At 71.6% G+C, this 24,728-nt stretch carries 18 protein-coding genes and 1 riboswitch; of the genes, 10 read left to right on the plus strand and 8 right to left on the minus strand.

All coding sequences use genetic code 11. The annotated features are described in order from the left end of the window. Positions 1 to 8: 8 nt before the first annotated feature. From JOL79_RS20785 to JOL79_RS20800, 4 genes are all read left to right on the plus strand, one after another. Positions 9 to 335: a hypothetical protein gene (locus JOL79_RS20785; RefSeq protein WP_210157528.1), complete on the plus strand. Its 327-nt coding sequence runs from the start codon at positions 9 to 11 to the stop codon at positions 333 to 335. 340 nt (positions 336 to 675) lie between these two features. Beyond that, complete coding sequence (locus JOL79_RS20790; protein ID WP_210157529.1) at positions 676 to 1,392, plus strand: helix-turn-helix domain-containing protein; 717 nt, start codon at positions 676 to 678, stop codon at positions 1,390 to 1,392. Positions 1,393 to 1,467: 75 nt separating this feature from the next. After that, positions 1,468 to 2,019: a dihydrofolate reductase family protein gene (locus JOL79_RS20795; protein ID WP_210157530.1), complete on the plus strand. Its 552-nt coding sequence runs from the start codon at positions 1,468 to 1,470 to the stop codon at positions 2,017 to 2,019. A 235-nt stretch (positions 2,020 to 2,254) separates the two neighbouring features. Further along, complete coding sequence (locus tag JOL79_RS20800; RefSeq protein ID WP_210157531.1) at positions 2,255 to 3,916, plus strand: cellulose binding domain-containing protein; 1,662 nt, start codon at positions 2,255 to 2,257, stop codon at positions 3,914 to 3,916. A 199-nt stretch (positions 3,917 to 4,115) separates the two neighbouring features. Here JOL79_RS20800 and JOL79_RS20805 read toward each other — a convergent pair whose 3' ends face one another. Together JOL79_RS20805 and JOL79_RS20810 are read right to left on the minus strand one after the other, a co-directional pair. After that, the gene (locus JOL79_RS20805; protein WP_210157532.1) at positions 4,116 to 5,489 is read right to left on the minus strand and encodes a hypothetical protein; all 1,374 of its coding nucleotides are present in this window, start codon (positions 5,487 to 5,489) and stop codon (positions 4,116 to 4,118) included. Between the two features lie 516 nt (positions 5,490 to 6,005). After that, on the minus strand, positions 6,006 to 7,379 hold the full coding sequence (locus JOL79_RS20810) for an extracellular catalytic domain type 1 short-chain-length polyhydroxyalkanoate depolymerase (RefSeq protein ID WP_210157533.1): 1,374 nt from the start codon (positions 7,377 to 7,379) through the stop codon (positions 6,006 to 6,008). Positions 7,380 to 7,848: 469 nt separating this feature from the next. Here JOL79_RS20810 and JOL79_RS20815 point away from each other — a divergent pair, with 469 nt between their 5' ends. Then, on the plus strand, positions 7,849 to 12,165 hold the full coding sequence (locus JOL79_RS20815) for an nSTAND1 domain-containing NTPase (RefSeq protein WP_210157534.1): 4,317 nt from the start codon (positions 7,849 to 7,851) through the stop codon (positions 12,163 to 12,165). A 16-nt stretch (positions 12,166 to 12,181) separates the two neighbouring features. Here the strand turns inward: JOL79_RS20815 and JOL79_RS20820 are convergent, their stop codons facing one another. Then, complete coding sequence (locus JOL79_RS20820) at positions 12,182 to 14,830, minus strand: class III lanthionine synthetase LanKC N-terminal domain-containing protein (RefSeq protein ID WP_210157535.1); 2,649 nt, start codon at positions 14,828 to 14,830, stop codon at positions 12,182 to 12,184. 24 nt (positions 14,831 to 14,854) lie between these two features. After that, complete coding sequence (locus JOL79_RS20825) at positions 14,855 to 15,106, minus strand: hypothetical protein (RefSeq protein ID WP_210157536.1); 252 nt, start codon at positions 15,104 to 15,106, stop codon at positions 14,855 to 14,857. A 298-nt stretch (positions 15,107 to 15,404) separates the two neighbouring features. Then, a riboswitch (TPP riboswitch) is annotated at positions 15,405 to 15,520 on the plus strand. Here JOL79_RS20825 and thiC point away from each other — a divergent pair. The 5 genes from thiC to JOL79_RS20850 all read left to right on the plus strand — a co-directional run bounded on the left by thiC (position 15,512) and on the right by JOL79_RS20850 (position 20,834). Next, a complete protein-coding gene (gene thiC, locus JOL79_RS20830) occupies positions 15,512 to 17,143 on the plus strand; it encodes a phosphomethylpyrimidine synthase ThiC (RefSeq protein WP_210157537.1) in 1,632 nt (543 codons plus the stop codon). Its footprint overlaps the riboswitch before it by 9 nt. A 75-nt stretch (positions 17,144 to 17,218) precedes the next feature. After that, positions 17,219 to 18,232: a GNAT family N-acetyltransferase gene (locus JOL79_RS35525; RefSeq protein WP_210157538.1), complete on the plus strand. Its 1,014-nt coding sequence runs from the start codon at positions 17,219 to 17,221 to the stop codon at positions 18,230 to 18,232. Positions 18,233 to 18,250: 18 nt separating this feature from the next. Continuing rightward, positions 18,251 to 19,102 (plus strand): DUF72 domain-containing protein, encoded by an 852-nt coding sequence (locus JOL79_RS20840; protein WP_230985141.1) that lies wholly within the window; start codon positions 18,251 to 18,253, stop codon positions 19,100 to 19,102. Between the two features lie 162 nt (positions 19,103 to 19,264). After that, a complete protein-coding gene (locus JOL79_RS20845) occupies positions 19,265 to 19,609 on the plus strand; it encodes a YciI family protein (RefSeq protein WP_210157539.1) in 345 nt (114 codons plus the stop codon). A 10-nt stretch (positions 19,610 to 19,619) separates the two neighbouring features. Next, a complete protein-coding gene (locus tag JOL79_RS20850; RefSeq protein WP_210157540.1) occupies positions 19,620 to 20,834 on the plus strand; it encodes an RNA polymerase sigma factor in 1,215 nt (404 codons plus the stop codon). 22 nt (positions 20,835 to 20,856) lie between these two features. Here the strand turns inward: JOL79_RS20850 and JOL79_RS20855 are convergent, their stop codons facing one another. The 4 genes from JOL79_RS20855 to JOL79_RS20870 all read right to left on the minus strand — a co-directional run bounded on the left by JOL79_RS20855 (position 20,857) and on the right by JOL79_RS20870 (position 24,702). Next, entirely contained in the window at positions 20,857 to 22,011 is a 1,155-nt protein-coding gene (locus tag JOL79_RS20855) for a methyltransferase (RefSeq protein ID WP_210157541.1), read from the minus strand. Further along, positions 22,008 to 23,318, minus strand: coding sequence for an ATP-binding protein (locus JOL79_RS20860; protein ID WP_210157542.1), 1,311 nt, complete (start codon positions 23,316 to 23,318; stop codon positions 22,008 to 22,010). The genes JOL79_RS20855 and JOL79_RS20860 overlap by 4 nt, the downstream gene beginning before the upstream one ends. 1 nt (position 23,319) lies before the next feature. Continuing rightward, positions 23,320 to 24,036, minus strand: a complete 717-nt coding sequence (cseB, locus tag JOL79_RS20865) for a two-component system response regulator CseB (protein WP_210157543.1) — start codon at positions 24,034 to 24,036, stop codon at positions 23,320 to 23,322. A 156-nt stretch (positions 24,037 to 24,192) separates the two neighbouring features. Further along, the gene (locus tag JOL79_RS20870; protein ID WP_210157544.1) at positions 24,193 to 24,702 is read right to left on the minus strand and encodes a GNAT family N-acetyltransferase; all 510 of its coding nucleotides are present in this window, start codon (positions 24,700 to 24,702) and stop codon (positions 24,193 to 24,195) included. Positions 24,703 to 24,728: the final 26 nt, after the last annotated feature.

Below are 24,728 nucleotides of genomic sequence, written 5' to 3' on the forward strand. Positions count from 1 at the left end.
AGGTGATCATGTTCGGTTTTATCCGCGGACGCGCCGGTGCCGCCGCCCTCGCGATCGGTGCGATGAGCGTCCTCACGGCGACCGCCACGCCCGCCCAGGCCGCGGTCAACCCGGCCAACTGTCAGTTCAGCTACAACCTGTCCGTCGGACGGGTGGCCGCCGACTGCTGGAACAGCACCCAGTCGGGGTGGTATCTCCAGGTCACCTGCGAGCGCTTCAGGAACGGCAGCCAGTACTACGCCAGGGGATCGATCGTCTACGGCAGCGGTGTGTCGGCCGCGCAGTGCGACGCGCACACCTCGGAGATCGCCGGGGAGACGATCGTCAACCTGTGAGCCCGAGTGCTCCGGGCCCTGCGGCCGCCGGCCGTCCCGGTCGGAGTCGATGATCGTCCACGGCGCGCGCGGAGAACGCATGGATCCCTCTTCTGGACGCGCCCGCGGGGCGGCGCGGTGGGCTGGGAAGGGCGGTTCGAGCGCATCCTGAGCCGCGCGACCGAGACTGTCAAGATCGGGTGAGTGGCGGCCTCCGCCACACGGCGAGGGTCGGATGGCGTCCCTCGCCGGGTGGCGGAGCCGCGTCTGACGCGGCTCCGGTTCCGATTCGGCGGGCTGGCACCGCCCGCGGCCTGGCCTCGTGCCACACTGGCGGCAACGGGCCGACGGAGCAGGAGAAATGGGTCGAACGAGCTTGGTGGTCGAGAGCCGGCCGTCTGACTCGCCGTACATCGAACGCGTGTGGCGGAGCACCAGCTACGACGTCGGACGCATGATGTCGGTCGCGACCGCGCACTGGGACCTGGTCTTCTGGACACATCGGGGTCGCGTCAGCGCGTCCGTACAGGGGCCGGAGTCACGGGCGCGGCAGGCTCCGGTGCCCGAGGAGGCCACGTTCTTCGGGATCGTCTTCTCTCTTGGCACGACGATGCCGCACATTCCGGCCAGCCGGCTCGTGGACGGCTTCGCCGGGATCCCCGACGTGACGCCCAGATCGTTCTGGCTGAAGGGGTCGGCCTGGCGCGTTCCCGGCTACGACAACGCCGAGGAATTCGTGCGGCGGATGGCGCGCGAGGGCGTCATCCTCCGGGATCCGATCGTCGACGCGGCGCTCCGCGGCACGCCGATGGATGTCTCCGAACGCACCGTCCAGCGGCGCTTCGTGGCGGCGACCGGGCTCACCCGCGGCGCCGTACGGCAGATCGAACGCGCCAGGAAAGCGGCGGTGCTGATCCGGGAGGGCGTGCCGGCCCAGGACGTGATCGATCGGCTCGGCTATTTCGACCAGCCCCACCTGGCACGTTCGCTGAACCGCTACGTGGGGCGGACCGCCACGCGCCTCCGCGATCGGGGCCTCGGCGAGGCGGAGCCGCTGTCGCTTCTGTACAAGACCTGAGCGCCTCCCGTCGCCTAACCTCTCAGCCGCGGTTACCGATCCGCACTCACCTTCGACGGCAAGGGAACAGGCGCAGTGGCTAAGATCATCTCGAATTTCTTCATCGCTCTGGACGGCGTGGTCGAGTCGCCGGACAAGTGGCACTTCCCGTACTTCAACGACGAGATGGGCGCGGCCATCGGGGCGGGCGTGGCGAAGGCCGGGGCGTTCCTGATGGGCCGCAGGCTCTACGAGGAGTGGGCCGCGTACTGGACGACGACGGACCAGGACCAGGACTTCGCGGGGTTCATCAACAACGCCCGCAAGTACGTCGTGTCGAACACGCTGGAGAAGGCGGACTGGAACAACACCACCGTCGTCTCCGGTGACGTCGCGGCCCGGCTGCGCGAGATCAAGGAGGAGACCGAGGGCGAGATCCAGATGTCCGGCTCCGCGACCACCGTGCGGTGGCTCCTCGCCAACGGACTGCTGGACGAGCTCAACCTCCTCGTCCACCCGATCGCCGTCGGCCACGGCCAGCGGCTGTTCGAGGACACCCCCACCCACGCGTTGACGCTGGTCAAGTCCGAGACGTTCCAGACCGGGGTGCTCAACCTCACGTACGTGCCGGAGAACGCACAGTCGTAGAGCGGGGGGCTCGTACCCGTCATTCGCGGGATCGGTGCGGGAACCGCGTGAACGATTCACCCGCACTGTGCGGCTGCCACGCCACGACCAGCGCGTATTCACACCGTGTGGCGGCCGGCCCCCCGCGTCCTGTTCACCCGGTGACGCCCGGTGCCATGCTGCCGTGGACTGGCCGCTCCCCAGCGGCGATCCACAGTCGTCCGCGAAATGTTAACGCTCACACCAAGGAGGCTCCTTGCGCAGGGTAGGAGCTCTACTGGCCGCCGGGATACTCGCAGGCGGCCTGATCGCCACTCAGGACCAGGCCAGCGCCCTGGAGAACGGCGTGGCGCGTACGCCGCCCATGGGCTGGAACAGCTGGAACACGTTCGGTTGCAACATCTCCGAGACGCTGATCAAGCAGATGGCCGACGCTATCGTCAACTCCGGCCTCCGCGACCTCGGCTACAAGTACGTCGTGGTCGACGACTGCTGGTTCAACCCCACTCGTGACTCGTCCGGAAACCTGCAGGGCAATCCGTCGAGGTTCCCCAGCGGCATGAAGGCGCTCGGTGACTACCTGCACGGCAAGGGGCTGAAGTTCGGCCTCTACGAGGTGCCGGTGGACAAGACCTGCGCGCAGTACTTCAACAGTTACTCCGGCGCGACCGGAAGCCAGGGGCACGAGGTCCAGGACGCCAGGCAGTTCGCCGCCTGGGGTGTCGACTACCTGAAGTACGACTGGTGCTCGCCCAACGGCACCATCACCGACCAGGTCAACACGTTCGCGAAGATGCGCGACGCGCTGGCGGCGACCGGGCGCCAGATCGTCTACAGCATCAACCCCAACAGCATCCACTCGAAGACGGGGCCGCAGCGCAACTGGGGCGATGTCGCCAACATGTGGCGGACGACCGAGGACATCACCAACAAGTGGGACACCGGTCAGACCAACGGTTATCCGATGGGCATCCAGAACATCGTCAACGTCACGATCCCCCTCGCGTCGTACGCGAAGCCGGGGGCGTTCAACGACCCCGACATGATGGAGATCGGCCGGGGCGGCATGAACGACACCGAGATGCGGAGCCACTTCGCGCTCTGGGCGATGATGGCCTCACCGCTCATCGCCGGTAACGACATCCGCAACATGGACTCGGCGACGACGACGATCCTCAAGAACCAGAACCTGATCGCCATCAACCAGGACTCCCTCGCACAGCAGGCGCGCCAGATCAGCAACGACGGAACCCGTCGGGTGCTGGCGAAGAACCTGAGCAACGGCGACGTCGCGGTCGCGCTCTTCAACCAGGGCGGCAGCACGACCACGATCAGCACGACCGCGTCCGCGGTCGGCCTGTCGGGCGGTTCGTTCACCCTGCGCGACGCGTGGAGCAACGGGACCAGCACCAGCACCGGCACCATCTCGGCCAGCGTGCCGGCGCACGGCACCGTCGTCTACCGCGTCAGCGGCGGCGCGACGGCGTCTCCGAGCCCCTCGGCGAGCCCATCCGTGAGTCCGTCGGCGAGCCCCTCGGTGAGTCCGTCGGCGAGCCCCTCGGTGAGTCCGTCGGCGAGTCCCAGCCCCTCGGCCACCCCGACCGGCGGGCAGCCGGGCGGCTGCGTGGCGACGTACAAGGTGATCAACGACTGGGGCAGCGGCTTCCAGAGCGAGGTGACCGTCAGCAACAACGGGTCGTCCACGCTCGACGGGTGGACCGTGAAGATGACGCTGGCCGGCGGGCAGTCCATCTCCAGCCTGTGGAACGGCGTGAACACCGGCACCAGCGGCGCGGTCACCGTCAAGAACGCGGCCTACAACGGCACGATCGCGGCGAACGGGTCGACGACGTTCGGATACACCGCCAACGGCAGCGGCTCGGCCGCCCCGACGGGCGTGACCTGCACGAGCCCCTGACGGTCCGAGTGGTGTTCTGAATAGAAGGAAACCTGAACAGAAGGGAATCGCTCTCCTCCGGCGAGATCTGTGGTCGCGCCGGAGGAGAGCGATTGTCTATGTTCACGGGGCGGGCCCGGCCGTGGTCGTCACATCGGCGTGATCAGGCGCGCACCCTCGCGGTCGAGACGAGGACGACGGGTGTGGTGATCGGAGTGACTTATGGCTTGACGCCGTACAGCACCCGGTTGCCCTTTCCGGGGAACTCGGTCAGCGACCACAGCCGGCGTACGCCTCCGGTGCGGTTCCAGTAGAGGTCCTGCGCGCCTCTGCCCGCCGCGAACGTCTTGGGCTTCTTGTTCGGGATGGCGCTGAAGCGTCTGGCCCAGCTCTGGTAGCTGGTGGTGAACTGGTACTTGCCGCCCCAGGAGTCGCCGCCCTGGACGTAGGGGCTCACCTGCCGGTAGACCCGCGTCGCGTGGGCCCGGCCGTCCTTCCTGGTCTCCAGGCAGCCGTACCTGCAGGTCTTGGTGTCGACCAGCCTGAACCGGGCCACCCGCCCCGTGCTGCACGGATGGGTCCCGGGGTCGCACCACTCGCCGGTGATCAGCGACGGCGGGGACGCGCTCCGATCCAGACCGGCGTATTCGTAGCAGGGCCGGTGGCTTTCGGTGTGGCAGGCCGCGGCGCCGCCCGTCTTCCAGATGCCGATCAGCGGCAGGACGTACCGGTAGCCGAGCGTGTAGTAGGTCTTCTTGTACAGGCCAACCCGGTTCGGGTTCGTGGTGTTGACCAGCTTCTTGTTCGCGAGATCGAGCAGGTTGTGCATGTCGAAGACGAGAACGCCGTTGAAGAAGCTGTTCTGGCTGTCGTCGGTGACGAGCAGATACTGGTGGAACCAGACGAGCCCGCCGGCGTGTATCGGTACGGACCGGAACGTCACATCCCCCTTGGCGGTCCGGAGGGGATACACCATGAGGACGTTCCGATATCTGTACTTGGTCGGCTTCCCGGGAACGGAGGCCTGGTTGAGGAACGTCACCCGTGAGGCGCCGTTCTCCAACGGGTCGTTCTTCTTGTTGGGGACGTGATAGTGCCAGGTGAAGGCGAACGCCCGGCGGCCGTTGACGGTCCCGGGCCAGCTCGAGTCCGAGGTGCCGCTGATGCCCTGAGGCATCCAGCTGGTGGTGTTCGCGTCCTTCGCGCCGAGGCAGAACCAGTCGACCGCCGGGACCTTCAGCGGTTTGTTGAGCGCGCCGCCGTCCTTCACCGCGGAGGCGCAGCCGCGGGTCGCCGTGTGCTTGGCGTTGTCCAGCAGCGACGGCAGCGTCGCGTACTTCTTGGCCTTGACGCGCTTGCGCAGTTGCTTGATGAGGGGCTGGTACGAATTGCCGGCCGGGTTCTTCCAGTCCCAGTTGAGGACGTAGTCGCCGAGGCTCTTCTTGTCGAGCTTCAACGGCTTCGGGAAGGCGGCCTGCTGCCGGCCGGCGGTCTCGGGCAGGCTCGCCGCCGAGCTCTGGCCGACCAGGGACGATGTCGCGAGCAACGCGGCGAGAGACACCCCGACGAACACGCGACGAGAACGCGGCCTCACGTGATCTCCCGACCGGTACGGCCCTGCCCGGATTCGGCGAGGCTGATCGTCTCCTGAATTCCGCCGGAAACGGGGGAATTCCCGGACGTCGACCGCTCATTCGAGTCGGGATTCCGGCCGGGCGCGCCGTCGCCGTGAGTGTTGCGGTCGCTGCGATCGGCGGGATTCAACCCGATCGCGGCGGCCAGAATGGCGCTTCTGTCAAGATGTCGCACCAAGTCAGTCCCTTTCCAGGTTCGGTCGATGTGCTCCGTCGCCGTTGGCCGACGACACGGCCGAGGTAGGTACCTAATTTGCGGGTAATCGACGGCGCGTGCATGACTGACCTGCGGGACTTAATCGTCGCTCTTCCGAACGAGGGGAAAAAGATTAACCGGCAAAATGCATGAGTGGCCATATACCCTTTCTGTGCCCCTGACCCGGCGACCCCGCCATGGGCGCGACGATCGAAGGCCCGGACCGGGGATGATCTCCCCGGTCCGGGCCTCGACGACGACGATCAGTACGCGGGCTCGCTCAGCCGGATGTCACCGTGCAGGCGTTGCCGTTGAGCGTGAACGCGGTGGGCGCCGTCGCGTTGCCGGTCTGGTTGGCCTGGAATCCGATGTTGGTGGAGGCTCCCGGCGCCAGCGAGCCGTTGTAGCTCATGTTGGTGGCCGTGACCTGGCCGCCGGTCGGGCTGTAGGTCGCGTTCCACCCCGAGGTGATGGTCTGCCCGGACGGCAGGGCGAACGCCAGCGACCATCCGTTGATCGCGGTGGTGCCGGTGTTGGTGATGGTGATGCTCTCGGTCATGCCGCCGGGCCACGCGTTCACCGAGGCCGCGACGCGGCAGGAGGCCGGCCCGCCCGGCGTCGGCGACGTCCCGGGAGTGGGCGAGGTGCCCGGGGTGCTCCTGGGGCTCGGCGACGCGCTCGGCGAAGCGCTCGGCGAAGCGCTGGGAGAGGCGCTCGGCGATGGGCTGGAAGAGGGCGACGTGCCGGGCGTCGGCGAGGCGTTGTCGAGACCGAAGAAGCGGATGGCGTAGATGGCCATCCCCCGGTGCGGCAGGTCGTGGCCGGCGCCGGAGATCGTCCACGCTTCGACCTGCCCGGAGCCGTAGCGCCGCCGGGTCCACCCGGACTGCGGGGAGTCGGTGGAGGTGGGCGTGCCGCTGATGCCCCACACGTTCGTCCACTGGTCGACCTCCTCCTGGAGGTTCGTGTAGTTCAGCACGGAGTCGGCGGTGCCGTGCCACTCCATCGCCCGCGGCCGGGGACCGGTGTAGCCCGGATAGGCGCTGCGGACGAGGTCACCCCACTGCTGCGGCGTCTTGTCGCCGCACCCCGCGGGCCCGAAGCAGCCGTACGGCACGCCCGAGAAGGGCGCCCCCGCCTTGAACACGTCCGGGTAGACCGCGAGCAGGTTGTTGGTCTCCATCGCGCCCGACGAGAAGCCGGTGGCGAACACCCGCTCCGGGTCGCCGTTGTAGTGCTGCTCCACGTAGTTCACCATCGACACGATGGAGGCGGGGTCGCTGCCGCCGCCGTGGTGCAGGGACGCGTCCGTCCACACGTCGAAGCAGTTCGACAGGCCGTTGGCGCTCTTGTTCGCCTGCGGATAGATGACGATGAATCCGTACTGGTCGGCCAGTGAGGCGAACTCGGTGCCCTGGTAGAAGCCCTGGGCCCAGCCGTTGCAGCCGTGCATCGCCACCAGGATGCCCGGGTGGGGCGCCACATTGTTGGGGACGTACAGGTACATCTGGATGTTGCCGGGGTTGGACCCGAAATTGGTCACCTGGGTCAGCGTCGCCGCGGACGCTCGCGGCGCGAGCATCACGATCACGGAAAGCGCCGCGACCACCGCCGTGACGCATATCCCGGCGAGTTTCCTGGCATGTCGTCTCATCGTTCGCTCTCCCCGATTCCTGGTCACCGCGTTCGTTCCGATGGAAATCCCGTTGTCCGACGGCGGAGGCTCGAGGGCGAATTCGGCGAGCGCGCCATCGATCTTGACCAGGGTGCGAGGGCTCACCGGCGGGGTCAACGCGACGGACGCCGCGGCGAAATCGCCCGGACGTGCGGCGCGCGCTTTCCGCTGGTTATCAAGCTCCTTGTTATGAAGCGCGGGATCGCGCGAGGTGTAATTTTCAGCCTCGGCGATCGGACGTGCGGCCCTCCAGGCCGCCGTGCTGGAGGGGCACGCCCGACATCGAGGACAGCATTGGACATGTGGGTATACGCGGGATATAGGGCCTGGTAGTCGCTACTTCGGCGGGTGCGGTCCGGTCCGATGTCATCGCCGCGAACGCCTGATTGACATGGCGGGCGGCGGTCCAGGATTCTTCAGTTCCATGTCCGACCGGGCCGGAGTCTGAGTGGAGTTTCACGTTCTGGGGCCGCTCAGCGTCTCTCGTGACGGCCGCCTGGTCCCCGTCACCGGAGCGCCCAAGCTCCAGCTCACCCTCGCGGCGCTGCTGTCCAGGGCCGGCCAGCCGGTCTCGATCGACTGGCTGATCGCCGCGGTCTGGGGCGATCGGCCGCCGGCGTCCGCGCGGCGCAACATCCACCTCTACGTCCACCGGTTACGGCGGATGTACGGCGAGCATCTGCTGCCCGGACGGCCCGGCGGGTACGCGATCGTCACCGACGGGCTCGACGCGGTGCGTTTCCGCGCTCTCGCCGTCCAGGGCGGCGCGGCCCTGGACCGCGGCGACCTCGAAGCGGCCCGTGACCTGATGCGCGCGGCGCTGAACCTGTGGCGGGGGCCGGCGTTCGCGGAGTTCGGCGACTGCGAACTCGTCGCCGCGGAGGCCCGGCGGCTGGAGGAGCTGCGGCTCACGGTCCACGAGCGGCTGGCGGAGGCCGAGCTCGCCCTGGGACGGCACGCCGAGGTGGCCGCCGGCCTGGCCGACCTGACCCGCGAGCAGCCCTACCGGGAGAGCATGGTCGCCCAGCTCATGGTGGCGCTGTACCGGTCCGGCCGTCAGGTCGAGGCGCTCGAAACCTACCGCCGTACGCGCGACCTGTTGAACGCGCAGCTCGGGATCGAGCCGGGCCCCGCGCTCCAGCGGCTCCACCAGGCGATGCTCCGGGGCGACGAGGACCTTCTCCCGGCACCGGGATCGGCACCGGGATCGGCGGCGCGGACGGCCGGGCCGCGGGCGGACGCCGAGGGATGGGCCGCCGACGGCTGCCCGTACCGGGGCCTGGTGGCGTTCCAGCCGGAGGACGCGGAGTGGTTCTTCGGCCGCGCTCGGCTGGCCGGCCGGCTCCGCGAACTGGCCGGGCGCCTGCCGGTGGTCGGGGTCTTCGGGGCGTCGGGCAGCGGGAAGTCGTCCCTCCTGCGGGCCGGCCTGCTGGGGGCGGTCTCCGGCGAGCGTGGCGCGGCCGGGCCGTGGCCTGGCCTGATCATGACGCCGGGCGAGCATCCGCTGGACGCGCTGGCCGAACTGGTCGCGAAAGTGTCCGGCGGCGATCCCGAGGCGCTCCGCGACGAACTCGACGTGGACGCGGACACCGCGAGCGCCGCCCTGAACGCCGCCCTGAGCGTCGTCCTGAACGAGGCCCTGGCTGATGCGCCGGACGCCGACGGGGAGACCCGCCTGCCGCTGGTGGTCGACCAGTTCGAGGAGACCTTCACACTCTGCGCCGACGAGGGGGAACGCCGGCGGTTCGTCGAGACGTTGCTGGGCCTGGCTCTCGGCGCCGGCCGACGCGTCGCCCTCGTGCTCGGAATCAGGGCCGACTTCCTCGCCCATCTCACCCTGCATCCCGATCTGGTCGAGGCGCTGGGCGGCGAGGCCCAGCTGCTTGTCGGGCCGGTGTCGGCCGCGGACCTGCGGGAGATCGTGCTGCGGCCCGCCGCCCGCGCCGGGCTGACCGTGGACCCCGATCTGCTCGCCACGGTCCTGGCCGATGCGGCCGAGGAGCCGGGCAGCCTGCCGCTGGTCTCGCACGCGTTGCTGGAGACCTGGCGCAACCGTGACGGAGCGCGCCTCACCCTGCCCGCCTACCAGGCGGCCGGAGGGGTGCGCGGAGCCATCGCGCAGAGCGCCGAACGGGTCTTCGGCGAGCTCGGCCCCGAGGAGCGGCAGGCCGCGCGCCGGATCTTCCTGAGACTGACCGCGCTGGGAGAGGGCACGGACGACACCAGGCGTCCCATCTCCCGGGCGGAGCTCGTCGGCCTGGCGGGCCCCCACGTCATCGCGCGCGTACTTGACCGGCTCGCGGCCGCCCGGCTGGCCGTGCTCGCGGAGGAGACGGTGGACGTGGCGCACGAGGCGCTGATCCGGGCCTGGCCCCGCCTCCACCGCTGGCTCACCGACGACAGGGAGAACCTGTTCGTCCACCGGCGGCTCACCGACGCCGCGCAGACGTGGCGGGAACTGGAGCGCGACGCGGGAGCCCTGTATCGAGGCGCGCAGCTCCTCGTCGCCCGGACCTGGGCGGAGGATCACCCGCAGGACCTGAACGACGTCGAGAGCGCGTTCCTGCGGGCCAGCCGTGCACTGGAGGAGAGCGAACGGGTCACGGCCAGGCGCCGCACCCGGCTCCTGCAGCGCCTTCTGGGCGGGATGGCCGCTCTCTTCCTGCTCGCCCTAGTCGGCGGAGGCGTGGCCGTACGGCAGGGCAGGGAGGCGAGTCACCAGCAGATGGCCGCGCTGTCCCGGCAGCTGTCCCTGAAGGCCAGGTCGCTCCTCGACACCGATCCCGATCTGGCCGGTCTGCTGGCCATCGCCGCGTACCGCCTGAATCCGGACGCCGAGACGCGGGGCGCCCTGCTGAGTGTCTCAGCTGCGGCGAACCGCCGGATCGAGCTCAACGCCGAAGGGCCGGCGGTCTTCGGGGTGGCGTTCAGCCCGGACGGCACGCTGCTGGCCTCGGCGCAGACCGATGGCGCGGTCGGCCTGTGGAGCGTGCGCGACCACACTCGCCTCGCTTCCTTTCCCGGGCCCCCGCAGCTCCAGGGCACGGGGGAGGTCGACGGAAGGGCGGTCGCGTTCAGCCGCGACGGCCGGCTGCTCGCCTCCGTCATCAGGGTGGCCGCGCTCGCGTCGTCCAGGGGTGCGATCACGGTGTGGGATCCGCGCTCGGGTCGGCCGGTGTTCCAGCGGATCCGGCAGAGGCTCACCGACGCGATGGCGCTGAGCCCCGACGGCACGAGGATCGCCGTGGGGGCCGGCGGCGGCGCGATCGAGGTGTGGGACCTGCGCGACGGGAGCAGGCGCACCCTGAGAGGACATCATGAGGAGGTCGTGGCGCTGGCGTTCAGCCCCGACGAGAGGTTCCTGGTGTCGAGCACGGGCGGCACCGACAAACCCCTGGTCTGGGACGTCGCCTCCGGGGCCAGGATCGCCGCGCTGCCCGTCGAGAATGTCCACCGGCTGGGGTTCGATCCCGCCGACGGCGTCCTCGCCACGGGGTCGCCCTACCACGGTGTGCGGTTCTGGCGCATCGCCCGCCACGGCGCGACCCCGCTGTTCGCGCTGCCCAACCGGTCGCCGTACACGTGGGACATGTCCGCTCCCGCCGGCGGCCGGATCGCCGTCACCGACGAGGACGGCCTGATCACCGTCTGGGACGTCGCTCGGCGCCGGCCCATCGCGACGTACCAGGACCGGAGCCGCACCGAGGCGCTGTCCCTCGCCCTCAGCGCCGACGGCTCGATGCTCGCCTCGGCCGGGCTGGGCCGGACCATCGTGGTCCGCGAGCACGCCGTCCCCTCCTTCACCGGGCACGGCGAGGCCGTGAACGACATCGAGATCAGCCCGGACGGCCGGCTCATCGCGTCGGCAAGCAGCGACAGGACGGTCCGGCTGTGGGACCCGCGGGGAGACCCCGTCGCCACGCTGGGCGACCAGCCCGACCACGTCAGGGCCGTGGCCTTCAGCCCGGACGGCCGCCGGCTCGCGACCGTCACCCGCAGCCACACGCTCACCCTCTGGGACGTCGGCGGCCGGCGGAAGATCGCCACGGCCACCTACCATGGGCTCGGCGCCTCCACCGATGTCGCCTTCGACCCGCGCGGACGCTACCTCGTCGCCACCGCCCTCGGCCTGTTCCGCTGGGACGTCCACGACCCGCGTAAGCCGGTCGAGGCGCCGTTTCCCGGGCCGGGCTATCTGGTCTCGGCGCTGGCGTTCAGCCCGCGCGATCCGCTGCTGGCCGTCACCGGCCCGTCGGGAGACCTGATCGTGTGGGACCAGGCCGCGAACAGGGAGGTCCACGCGCTCAGGACCCGGCAGGGCTCGGTGCTCGACGTCGCGTTCAGCCCGGACGGTGAGACGATCGCCACCGCGGGAGCCGGCCGGACCGTCGCGCTGTGGGACGTGCGGACCGGGCGGTCCGTCGGCACGCTGCGGGGCCACACCGCGCCGATCGACGTCATCGCCTTCAGCCGGGACGGCCGCGCGCTCGCCTCGGCGGGCGACGACCGCACGATCATCGTCTGGGACCTCGCGTCCGGCAGGCAGACCGTCACGCTGACCGGCCACGACGCGCCGATCAGGGGCCTGGCCTTCACCGCCGACGGCGATCTGATCTCCGGTGGGGAGGACGGCAGGATCATCCGCTGGTCGCTCCGGCCCGATCCGCTGGTCGGAACGCTCTGCCGGGAGATCGGCCGTGACCTCACCCGCGACGAGTGGTCGGCCTACGTTCCCTCCGTGGACTACCGCCCCACGTGCCCGTAGACCGCGGCGTCCGGCCTCACCCCGGGAGCGCGCACGCGCGCAGCCAGGACGGGGACAGCAGCGCGTGGGGCGACCCCGTGGCGGCGAGGGCGAGCTGGACGGCCGGGCCCAGGAACCCGGTCCACAGGTCGGGGATGACGACGGAGGGGTCGTCCGACGCCCACACCGTGGCGCCGTCCCGCGAACGGCGCAGGAGGCGGAGGCATTCGGCCGCCAGGGCCACGCGGCGGCGGGCCGTGTCGCGGTGCCCGGGGAGCGCCCCGACCATGCGCCACACCTCCAGCACACCGGCGAGGCCGTGACACATCGTCGGGTTGTCCAGGAGCGGTGTGACACGGTCGAACGCCGCAACGGCCGCTTGCCGCGCCTCCTTCAGCCCTTCTGTGCGCCCGGTCGCCGGACAGGCCTGGAGCAGGCACCACAGGAAGCCCGCCATGCCGTGACACCAGTGGTGCGGCACGCGCGTGGAGCCCCCCGCGGTGGACAGGATGGTGGTGCCGTCCTCCGTGAGCCCGTGCGCGGCGATGTCCAGGAACGCCTCCCGCGCGAACGCCGCCGTGGCCGCGTCGCCGGTGGACCGGGCCCAGCTCGCGAGGGCCATCGCGACGCCCGCGGTCCCGTGGGCGGCTCCCCGGTAGACGCGGTCGCACGGATCCTGCTCGGGGTCGGGCGGCCACCCGGCCACGCCCTCGACCGGCCGCGCCGCCGCGACGATCCGCGCCACCTGCCGACCGGCGAGGTCGCGCCCCCACGACGAGCCGAGAACGGCGTCGAGCAGGCATCCCGCCCACACGATGCCCGCCGCGCCGGAGAACAGGTCGTAGTCGGCGACCGCGCTGCCCGCCGCGTGCTCGTAGCGTCGCCGCGCCGCCCGGACCAGGTCGTCGCGGCCCAGCCGCCGTCCCGCGACGGCCAGCGCCACCGCCACTCCGCTGTCTCCGGTGAAGAACCCGTGGGCACGGGCCGACGGCGGACGCCCGGCGAGCCGTCCGGCGGCGGCCGCGATGTCACGGCCGAACTGTGACGTGCCCAGCGCGGTGTCCAGCGTCGCCAGCGCGACGATCACTCCGGCGGCGCCCGCGTGCAGGCTCTCCGGCTCGTGCTCGGCGAGATCGTGGTGGGTTCGCCCGCAGTCGCACCCCGCCGTACCGAAGAGCCGGGTGGCCGTTCCCGCGCTCGCCGCCGCGGCTGTCGCCCAGCGCCGGTCGAGCGCGCCGCGGTAGGCGTCGGGCCCGGCCGCGCGTTCGGCCAGGATCGCAGGGAGCGCGGCCTTCAGCCGCTCGGCCACCTCGCCCGCGGCCGGCCGGAGCGCGGGATCCGGGTGATGGCACTCCCGCACGACCGACGCGGCCGCCCGCTGCCCGAGCCGCAGCAGCAGGCCGATCTGGCGGCCGGCGTCGTCGCCCGGCGGCAGGGTGCCGGGGCAGTGGCCCACGACCGCGTGGGTCACGCAGGAGCCCAGGCTGTAGACGTCGTACGGCGGGGCCGCGGTCGCGTAGGTCCCCTCCGGGGCCACGTGGCCGTCGGTGCCCCACGGCGGGGGATGCCTCGTCCCGGTGGGGGCGGCGACTTCGAGGTCGACGAGGCACGGGCCGTCCGGCCCGATCCGTACGTTGGACAGCTTGAGGTCGCGGTGCACCACGCCGAGCGCGTGCAGCCGGGCCACGACCGCGGCGAGCTCGGGCAGGAGGCGGAGCCGCTCGGGCGCGGGCAGGCACTCCAGCCGGCCCTCTCCCGCGTCCGTCAGGATCAGATATCCGGCCTCCGGATCGTAGGCCAGCGGCTCGGGAACGATGCCGGAGCCGCTGAGCCGCCGCATCAGCCGCCACTCGTTCTCCAGCCGGGTCAGCACGTCGTTCCCGAACTCGTCGCCGTCGACTCCGCGCAGCCGGTGCCGGATGATCACGAGCCGGCGGTCGTCCGGCCGCACGCCGAGCGCGACGTATCCGCGCGCGTCCGCTGTGAGAACCTTGAGCGGGACATAGGTCGCGCCGTCGACCTCGATGGGGCCGTCGGGCTCGGTGGTGACCGTACGCGCCGCCGGAGGCACCGGAGGAACGGCCCAGCTCGGCTGGCGCCCCCCGGCGTGGCGCACGTCGGGGTGGAGGCTCCCGTCGGGCGCCCGTACGGCCGCGTGGGCGGCGCCGGCGTAGTCGGTGATCACCTCGGACAGGACGAACGCGCCGTACCGGATGAAGAGGGCACCACCGCGGCCGACCGGCAGGTCGGATGTGACGGCGGGCGCGCGGTGGGGACGCCACACGGCGTCCAGGCGGTCGATCAGAGCGGGCAGGGCGTCGTCGGAGGACGGATACACCGTGACGATCTTCCCCACCTGAGGACGGCCGGCGAGCCCGGCGTTGATCGAGATGATCGAACGCAGGTCGCCGGGCAGCTTGAAGGCCGTCGAGCCGGCCACCAGCTCGGGGAGCACGATCTCGAGCAGGTCGAGGGCGTCCGCCGCCGAGGCGGAGACATGGAGCTTCCACCCCTGCTCCGGCGACTCGCCGGCATGCTGGAAGACCCGCCACGACACCGGATCGTCGCGGTGAACCCGGGTCTTCCAGCCGTCCGGGAGCTCGGCGGCGAACGCCTCGAGAGCCCGTGCGTACCGAGCGTGGATCCGCTCAGCCCGCGCCGGGCCCGGCGCCCTGCGGTCGTGCACCGGGGCGTCCCTGAGCCGACCGGCTCAGTCGGGGCACCGGTAGTAGGTGCAGCCGTACCTGGTCGGCTTGACGCTCCGGTCGCCGTGCTCCTCGTCGGCGTCCCTCGGCAGGCCGCGCTCCGACAGGACGCCCGCGGGGTCGGCCCCGAAACGCGCCCTGAGCTCGCGATCCCCGTCCATGGAGGTGTTGAGGTGCGACCAGAAGGCGCGTACCGACGCCTCGTCGGCGATCCGCTCGGCGGGAGTGGCGACGATCTGCTCTCGGATGGAAGACATACGACGTACCTTTCTGTCGGGCTGGGCCTGCCCGCGGTGTCCGGCGCGCGCCGGTCCGTTGAAACGGGCGGCCGCGGGTGAACGGGTCGTGTCCGAATTGTTCCCATTCATCCGCTTTGCGGTGGTACCCCGAGACGGCCGCCGCGCTTCCGCCGTTCTCGCCGGGATGAGCGAGAAGTGACCGCGGACTGACCTGGCGGCGATCCGCCGCCGCACGGCCATGCCGGGCGTTGACCCCGCCGCCCCCGGCCGTTGGAGGACGCCCCTTGCACGCCGATCCGAGCCGGGTTACGGTGACGCCGTCCGACGCGGGAGCCCGGTGTGACCGGGCTGAGAGGACGGCTACGAATCAGCCGCCGACCGCCAGAACCTGCTCCGGGTAATGCCGGCGAAGGGAGTTGCGCGATGAGTGGCGCGCGTTTTTCCAAGATCTACACCGGTGACCCGCGGGTCCCGATGCGCGAGATCCTGCTCTCGAACGGCCGTCGTGTGCGGCTCTACGACACCTCGGGGCCGTACACCGATCCGGAGGTCGCCACCGACGTCACCCGCGGCCTGCCGCGCCTGCGCGAGGACTGGATCCTCGGCCGGGACGACGTGACCCGGTACGACGGCCGCGAGGTGCGGCCGCTGCGGGCGACCGGGACGCCGGTCACGCAGTACGCGTACGCGAGGCGAGGTCAGATCACCCGGGAGATGGAGTTCGTGGCGGTGAGGGAGGGGGTCACCCCCGAGTTCGTCCGCGACGAGGTGGCCGCGGGCCGCGCCATCATCCCGGCCAACGTCAACCACCCGGAGAGCGAGCCGATGATCATCGGCAGGAACTTCCTGGTGAAGATCAACGCCAACATCGGCAACTCCGCGGTCACCTCCTCCATCGAGGAGGAGGTGGAGAAGATGACCTGGGCGACCCGCTGGGGCGCCGACACGATCATGGACCTGTCCACCGGCCGCGACATCCACACCACCCGAGAGTGGATCATCCGCAACTCCCCGGTGCCGGTCGGGACCGTGCCCATCTACCAGGCGCTGGAGAAGGTCGGCGGGGTGGCCGCCGACCTCACGTGGGACGTGTACCGCGACACGCTCATCGAGCAGTGCGAGCAGGGCGTCGACTACATGACCGTGCACGCGGGAGTGCGGCTGTCGCACGTGCCGCTGACCGTGCGCCGCCGGACCGGCATCGTGTCGCGCGGCGGGTCGATCATGGCGGCCTGGTGCCTGGCGCACCATCGGGAGAGCTTCCTCTACGAGCACTTCGCGGACATGTGCGAGATCTTCGCCGCCTACGACGTGGCCTTCTCGCTCGGCGACGGGCTGCGGCCCGGCTCGATCGCGGACGCCAACGACGAGGCCCAGTTCGCCGAGTTGCGCACCCTCGGCGAGCTCACGGCGATCGCGCGGCGGCACGACGTGCAGGTGATGGTCGAGGGGCCGGGCCACGTGCCGATGCACAAGATCAAGGAGAACGTGGACCTGCAGCGCGAGATCTGCGACGACGCGCCCTTCTACACGCTCGGCCCGCTCGTCACCGACGTCGCCCCCGGCTACGACCACATCACGTCGGGCATCGGCGCCGCCATGATCGGCTGGTACGGCACGGCCATGCTGTGCTACGTCACGCCCAAGGAGCACCTCGGGCTGCCCGACCGGGACGACGTGAAGACCGGGGTCATCACGTACAAGATCGCGGCGCACGCCGCGGACCTGGCCAAGGGGCACCCTCTCGCGCAGGAGTGGGATGACGCGCTGTCGGACGCCCGGTTCGAGTTCCGCTGGGAGGACCAGTTCGACCTGTCCCTCGACCCGGACACGGCCCGGTCGTTCCACGACGAGACCCTGCCCGCCGCCCCGGCCAAGACGGCCCACTTCTGCTCGATGTGCGGGCCCAAGTTCTGCTCGATGAAGATCAGCCACGACATCGCCGAGCGGTACGGCGCCGCCGAGATCGAGGCCGGTCTGCGGGCGAAGGCGGCGGAGTTCGCCGCGGGCGGCAACCGCGTCTACCTGCCCGTGGCGGATCCCGAAAGCCGGTGACACCGGGCCCGGTCCGGCGTCGGCGTCTCCGCGGACGCCGGACCGGGAAGATCGTGCGTTCCTTATGCTGGCCGGGTGTATTCGACGCGGATATCCCGACACATCGGCGCGCCGCCGGCTGCGGTCTATCAGGCGCTCGTCGACCCGTACGCGGTCGAGAGGTGGCGGGTGCCGGACGGTATGAGCGGCCAGGTGCACGAGTTCGACGCCCGTGAGGGAGGGGCGTTCCGCGTCTCCCTCACCTACGACCTGCCCGGCACCGGCGGCAAGACCTCGGCGCACACCGACACCTACCACGGCCGGTTCGTACGGCTCGTGCCGGGCGAGCAGGTGGTGGAGGTGGTCGAGTTCGAGACGGCGGACCCCGGGCTGCGTGGTGAGATGACCATGACGACCACGCTGACCGAGTCGGGCGGCGGCACCGAGGTCGTCATCCTGCACGAGGGAATCCCGGACGCCGTTCCGGCCGCGGACAACGAGGCCGGCACGCGGATGGCGCTCGCCAACCTCGCCCGGCTCGTCGAACCGGTCCCGGACGCCCCCCGGGTCTTCCTGCGGCACGTCGGCGCGGACGACCAGGACGAGTTCGTCCGGCTCGTGCGGGTCAGCGCCGACCTGCATCACCCGTGGATGCACCTGCCGGCGACCCCCGAGGCGTTCGCGGCCCACCTCGCCCGGTACGCGGACCGCGAGGCCGAGCAGAGCCTTCTGGTGTGCGTACGCGAAACCGGTGCCATCGCGGGCCTGGTCAACATCAACAGCGTCATCCGCGGGCGCTTCCAGTGCGCCTCGGTGGCCTACGCGGCTTTCGCTCCGTCGGCCGGGCGCGGCTACATGACCGAGGGGCTCCGGCTGGTGCTCCGCCACGTGTTCGAGGTGCTGCGGCTCCATCGGCTGGAGGCGAACATCCAGCCCGGCAACGAGTCCTCGCTGAAGATGGTCAGACGGCTGGGCTTCCTGCGCGAGGGCTACTCGCCCGCGCTGCTGTTCATCGACGGAGCCTGGCGCGACCACGAGCGCTGGGCGATCACCGCCGCGGCGGCCGGCCTCGACCCGGGCGACCCGCACCCCACGCTGCCGTCCCGATAGGGCGGTAGCGTCGGGGCCATGCGGCTTCATGTGGGTTGTGCGATGTGGGCGCACACGCCGTGGCAGGGGCGTCTCCTGCCGCATCCCCTTCCCCCGGCGGAGCGCCTCCGCGCCTACGCGAGCTGGTGCAACGCGGTCGAGGGCAACACGACGTTCTACGCCACGCCGTCGCGCGCCACCGTCGAGTCGTGGGCGCGGCAGACCGAGCCCGGCTTCCGGTTCCTGGTCAAGCTGCCCAAAACCGTGACACACGAGCGCCGCCTCCATGGGGCCGAGGAGGAGCTCCAGGCGTTCCTGGAGGCGATAGAGCCGCTCGGGCCGCGGGTCGACGCCCTGTGGGTGCAGCTGCCCGGTTCCTTCGGCCCGGCCGAGCTCGGCGCGCTCGCGGCGTTCCTGCGCGGCCTCCCCGGGGCGTACCGGTACGCGGTCGAGGTCCGCCACCCGGCTTTCTTCGCCGACGCCCGGTCGGAACGGCTCCTCGAAGGGGTCCTCCGGGCGGCCGGGGCCGAGTGGGTGCCGTTCGACACCACCGTCCTGTTCGGCCGTCCTCCGACGAGTGAGGCGGAACGCGAGGCGTGGACCCGCAAGCCGCGGCTGCCGCGCCGGTCGGCCGCGCTGACCGGCCGGCCCGTCGTCCGGTACATCGGCCGGGACGCGGCCACGGAGACGATCGCGGGCTGGGCGCACTGGGTCGACCAGGTCACGGAGTGGCTGCGCGAGGGCCGCTCGCCGACCGTGTTCGTCCACACCCCTGACAACGCGGAGGCGCTGACGCTCGCCCGCCGCTTCCACGAGGAGGTGCGGACCAGGGTGCCGCAGGTGGAGCCGCTTCCGGAACCCGTGCCCGCCGAGCCGCTGACCCTCTTCTGACGCACTTTTCCACAGGTCCCGCGCACGACCCGGCGGGGCGGAGGGCGCTCGCTTATTCTGGCCGGGAAAAGGGCGGCGCCCGATGTCCATATCGGCCGGGGCCCGTTCGTCCTTGCACAGAGGACCGGCGAAGGTGCCGTCCCCGGACGAGGAGAAACACGCATGCCCACCTACATCGCGCTGACCTACACCGCCGACGTCGACTGGACCCGCCCCGAATACGCCGAGGAGACGAAGGAGTACATCGCCTTCGGCCAGGCGGCGGCCGACGTGCTCAGGGGCGGCCACGCGCTCTACCCCACGGCGACCGCGACGACGGTCCGCGTCCCGGACGGCAAGGGCGGGGAGGTCGTCACCAGCGACGGGCCCTACACCGAGACGAAGGAGGCGCTGACCGGCTTCTACCTGCTGGAGTGCGCCGACCTCGACGAGGCGGTCGCGGTCGCGGCGAAGATCCCGGCGGCCTGGAACGGCACCGTCGAGATCAGGCCGGTCATCACGTTCTGACTGTCCGGCGATGACGACCGGTGACGCGGTGGCGCGGCTGGTGCGCGAGGAGGGGCCCCGGGTCCTGGCCACGCTCATCCGCGTCACCGGCAACATCGAGCTGGCCGAAGACGTGATGCAGGACGCCGTCGTCCGGGCGCTGGAGACGTGGCCGCGCGACGGCGTGCCCGGCAACCCCCGAGGCTGGCTGCTGGTAACGGCGCGGCACCGGGCGATCGACCTGGTGCGGCGGCGGGCGCGCGGGACGGCCAAGGAGGCCGAGGCGATGGCGATGACCGATCCGCCGCCAGAGCCGGTCGAGGTGGTCCGCGACGACCTGCTGCGACTGGTCTTCACCTGCTGCCATCCGGCCCTGAGCCTGGAGGCGCAGGTCGCGCTGGCACTGCGCACGCTGGGCGGGCTGTCGACCGCCGAGGTCGCCCGCGCCCTGCTCGTGCCGGAGGCGACCATGGCCAAGCGGCTCACCCGGGCGAAGCGGAAGATCGTTCAGGCGCGCATCCCCTACCGGGTGCCCGCCGCGGACGAGCTCCCCGCCCGGCTCGCCGGCGTCGCGGCGACCATCTACCTGATCTTCAACGAGGGGTACGCGGCCGGGGCCGGCGCGGATCTCGTCCGCACGGCGCTGACCGTGGAGGCGGTCCGGCTGGCCCGGCTGCTGGCCGAGCTGATGCCCGACGAGCCGACCGTGCTGGGTCTGCTGGCGTTGCTGCTGCTGCAGAACTCCCGGCGGGGAGCGCGGCTGGACGCCGACGGCCGGCCGGTGCTGCTCGCCGACCAGGACCGCGGCCGGTGGAACGCCGTGGAGATAAGAGAGGGCGTCGAGCGGGTGGGGCAGGCGCTGCGGCGCACTCCCGACCGGCCCGACGCCTACGTGGTGCAGGCCGCCATCGCCGCGTGCCACGCCCTCGCGCCCTCCCCGGCGGCGACGAACTGGGACGCGGTCGTCTCCTGGTACGACGTGCTGCTCACCGTCCAGGACACCTCGGTCATCCGCCTCAACCGGGCCGTCGCGGTGGCCGAGCGCGACGGTCCGGCCGCGGGGCTGACTCTGGTCGACGCGATCTCCGGGCTCACGGCCTACCCGTGGTGGCATGCCACCCGGGCCGAGCTGCTGCTCCGGCTGGGCCGCGGCGAGGAGGCGCGCGAGGCGTACGGCCAGGCGCTCGCGGCCGGAATGAGCGAGCCCCAGGCCCGCCACCTTCGCGACCGGCTCGCCACGTGCTGACGGCCGGGGAGGCCGGCGGGGCTCAGCGTTTGACGGCGCGCAGCACGACGAACTTGGGGTCGCTCGCCGCGACCTCGCAGTTGCCGAACAGGCGGCGCAGCTTGGCGTGATAGCCGAGGTGGCGGTTGCCGACCACCCACAGCTCGCCGCCGCGACGCAGGGCGGCGCGCGACCCGTTGAACATCCGCCAGGCCGTCGCGTCGGTGGTCCCGCGATGACTGTGGAACGGCGGATTGTTGAGCACCAGGTCGACCGTCTTCGCGGGCACGTCCGACATTCCGTCGGCGGCGACGAACCGGGCGGACGCGCCCGCTTCCGCGTTCGCCCGGAACGTGGCCTCGGCCGAGGCGAGGGCCTGGTAGGACTCGTCGACGAAGGTCACCTCGACGTCCTGGCCGGAACGCGCGGCGGCGAGCCCGATCACCCCGTTGCCGCAGCCCAGGTCGACGACGTGCTCCCCGGGCCGAGGCGCGGGCAGATGCCGCAGGAAGAACCGGGTGCCGATGTCCAGCCGGTCGGCGCAGAAGACGCCCGCGTGGCTGGTGACGCGCAGACCCGCGACCGCGCCGGCGTCGGGCGGCAGCGCGTACGTCAGGGGCCACGGACTGGCGGTCCGGGGCAGCCCGGCGTCGGGCGAGCAGAAGATGAGCCGGGCCTTCCTGACGGCCGGCGACGTCCGGGTGGGGCCGAGGACGCGTTCGAACAGCCGGAGCGTCGAGGTGTGGATCTCGGTGACCATGCCCGTCCCGACGACGACCGTCCCCGCGTGCAGAGACGGCGCGAGGCGGTGCAACTGGTCCTCAAGGAGCGCGAGGCTCTTGGGCACCCGGATGAGCAGCACGTCGATCCGGCCCGGCGGGTCGTCCCTCGTCGTGCGCAGCGGCACGGCCTCCGGGTCGGTCCCGTTGCGGGCCAGGTTGGCGACGGTCGCCCGCTGTCCCAGGAAGGAGTCGCCGATCTGCACCGGCCGGTGCCGGGCCAGCGCGGTGACGAGGGCGCCCCAGCGGTCGCCCAGCACCACCACCGTGCCCGACAGGTCCACCGGCTCGCCGTCGATCCCGTCGAGGTGCCGCAGCAGGTATTCGTCCGCGGCGTCCCACGCGCGGAAGGGGTCGCGGGGATCCTCCGGGAAGCGGGTGAGGTCGAACTCACCGCGCGACGTCGTCAAACGGTTCATTTGCCTATCAGGCTAGTGCCCATCTCGCCGGGCGGCCCCACCGCGGGCGACGGCTGGCCGGCGGTTGCGGGCAGCCGCAGGGTGACGACGGCGCCGCCGGCGGGGTCGTTGGCCAGGGTGAGATCGGCGTCGATGACCCGAGCCTGGCCGAGCGCGATGGTGAGGCCCAGGCCGTGGCCTCTCCCGCGCTCGGCGGCTCCGGTGCGGAACCGCTCCGGCCCCCGGGTCAGCAGCTCCTCCGGGAACCCCTGGCCGTGGTCGCGCACCACGACGCTCTGCCCTGCCACGGCGACCTCGACGGGAGGCAGACCGTGCCGGTGGGCGTTGATGACCAGGTTGGCGATGATCCGGTCGAGCCGGCGCGGGTCCGTCTCCGCGACCGGCGCGCCGATCACTGTGACGTCCGCCCGCAGCCCCGTCCGCCGTACGGACTCTTCGACGATCCGACCCACCGGCACCGGCACGCGGTCGGCCCGTTCGGCCCCCGCGTCTAGCCGGGAGATCTCCAGCAGGTTCTCCACCAGGGTCCACAGCACCCGCACCCGGTCGCGTACCAGGTCGGTGGCCTCGCCGTCCGGGAGCAGCTCCGCCGAGGTGATCAGGCCCATCAGCGGGGTGCGCAGCTCGTGGGCCACGTCGGCGGTGAAGCGCTGCTCGCTGAGGAGCCGCCGCTGCAGCGCGCCCGCCATCGAGTCGACCGCCGCGGAGATCTCGGCGATCTCGTCCCCGCGCCCGCCGGAGCCGCCGGTCGTGCCGATCCGGGCGTCCAGGTCGCCGCCGGCGATGCGGCGAGCCGTACGGGCGACCCGCCGCAGCCGCCGGTTGGGCAACTCGGCGGCCAGCGCGGCGAGCGGCACGACGACGGCGAGCGCGGCCAGCGCCGCCATGACGATGTGCCGGTCGAGCGCCTGAAGACTGCGCTGCTCGGGGCCCATGTCGATCCGGACGGCCAGCGTCTCGCCGTCGACGACCCGCGCCGCCCACATCCACGGCTGGCCGGGCTTCCTGTCGTCGTAGGAGGTCGAGGTCTCGCCGGGCCGGAGCGAGGCCGGCAGTGGCGCGGGGAGTCCGGCGACGTCGGCGAGGCCCTGCCTGTCGCCGGTGCGGGCGTACGCGGCCGCCGCGTCGTCGAGCGCCCGGTAGGCCCGCTGCCGGCCGACCGTGAGCGACCAGTCGTACGTCGCCCGGTGGACGAGGACTCCGACCACCGCCGTGACCGCGCACGCGGCGGCGGCGGTCAGCGCGGCGATCTTCCAGCGCAGGGACCGCGGGTTGAGCAGGTGGCGCGGCGGAGCGAGGCGGCCCATCTCAGCGCCGCAGCTTGTAGCCGAAGCCGCGGACCGTCTCGATCCGGTCGGAGCCGATCTTCTTGCGCAGGCGCTGCACGCAGAGGTCGACGACACGGCTGTCCCCGTCCCAGCCGTAGTCCCAGACGTCGCGCAGCAGCGTCTGCCGGTCGAGCACGATCCCCGGGTTGGCGGCGAACTCCAGCAGCAGCCGCAGCTCGGTGGGGGCCAGCGCGACGGGCTCGCCGCCGCGGCACACGTCGAGGCCCCGCGGGTCGATGCTGAGGTCGCCGAAGACCAGGGCCGCGTCGTCCGGCTCGGCGGGCCGCGCGGCCGGGGGAGCGGACGGGGCGAACGTCGCCCGGCGCAGCAGCGAGCGGATCCGCGCCACCAGCACCGCCGTGTCGACGGGCTTCACGACGTAGTCGTCCGCGCCCGCCTCCAGCCCCGAGACCACGTCGAGCGAGTCGCCCCTGGCCGACATCATCAGGACCGGCACCATGCTCGACTCCCTGACCCTCCGGCACAGGCCGATGCCGTCGAGCGCCGGCAGCATCAGGTCGAGCAGCAGCAGGTCGTGCCGTCCCTCCCGGAAGAGTTCCAGGCCGGTCAGGCCGTCCGCGGCCGCGGACACCTCGTAGCCGTACCGCTCCAGGGCCATCGCGACCGTCCTGCGGATCACTTCGTCGTCCTCGACCAGGAGGATCACGGCCGCCGGCTCGGAGACTGAATCGGACATTACTTCCTAAAGTAGGCGGACGGCTTGTAGTGCCACTATAGGGACGGTCCCATTCTGTGGCCGTCATGTCTCCGTGGAGTCGAGGGCTTGTGTCCGCGGCCGCTCAGGCGTGCATCCGCCGCGTATCGGCGTCCGAGCCGCCGGCGGGCGAGGTGTTCAGGGGCCCAGGTGGAGGGGTTTCACCATGACCCGGCAGACCTCGGGACGGATCTCCCGGGAGCCGTCGGGGCGGTATTCCACCCGCGTAGTGCTCAGCAGGCCGTGCTCCCACTCCACGTAGCCCCGGCGCAGATAGAGGCCGGCGGCGTGCTCGTTGTCCAGCCCCACGCCGAGCACGGCCAGCTTGCGGCCCTCGTCCCAGATGGCGCGCTCGGCGGCGTCCAGGAGCGCGCTGCCGATCCGCCTGTTGCGCCGTCTCGGCGCCACCTCCAGGTGTGTGATCAGTCCGACGTCCGTGAGGCGGGCCCGCAGCTCGGGCTCCTCCGGGGCGCCCAGCCATACGTACACGTCGCCCACCGGGACATCCGCGTCCCAGGCCACCAGGAGCCGTCCGTGGCCCTCTCCCTGTAGCCGCAGCCGTTCCGTGAAGTACGCCGCCTGATCGAGCGCCCGGACGAGGGAAGGGACGTCCGCCTCGGCGGCTTGACGGATAACAGGGCCCCCCACAACCTCCACATTCCCGGCTATACATC

The organism is Microbispora oryzae (genome assembly GCF_017896165.1).
Lineage (GTDB): Bacteria > Actinomycetota > Actinomycetes > Streptosporangiales > Streptosporangiaceae > Microbispora > Microbispora oryzae.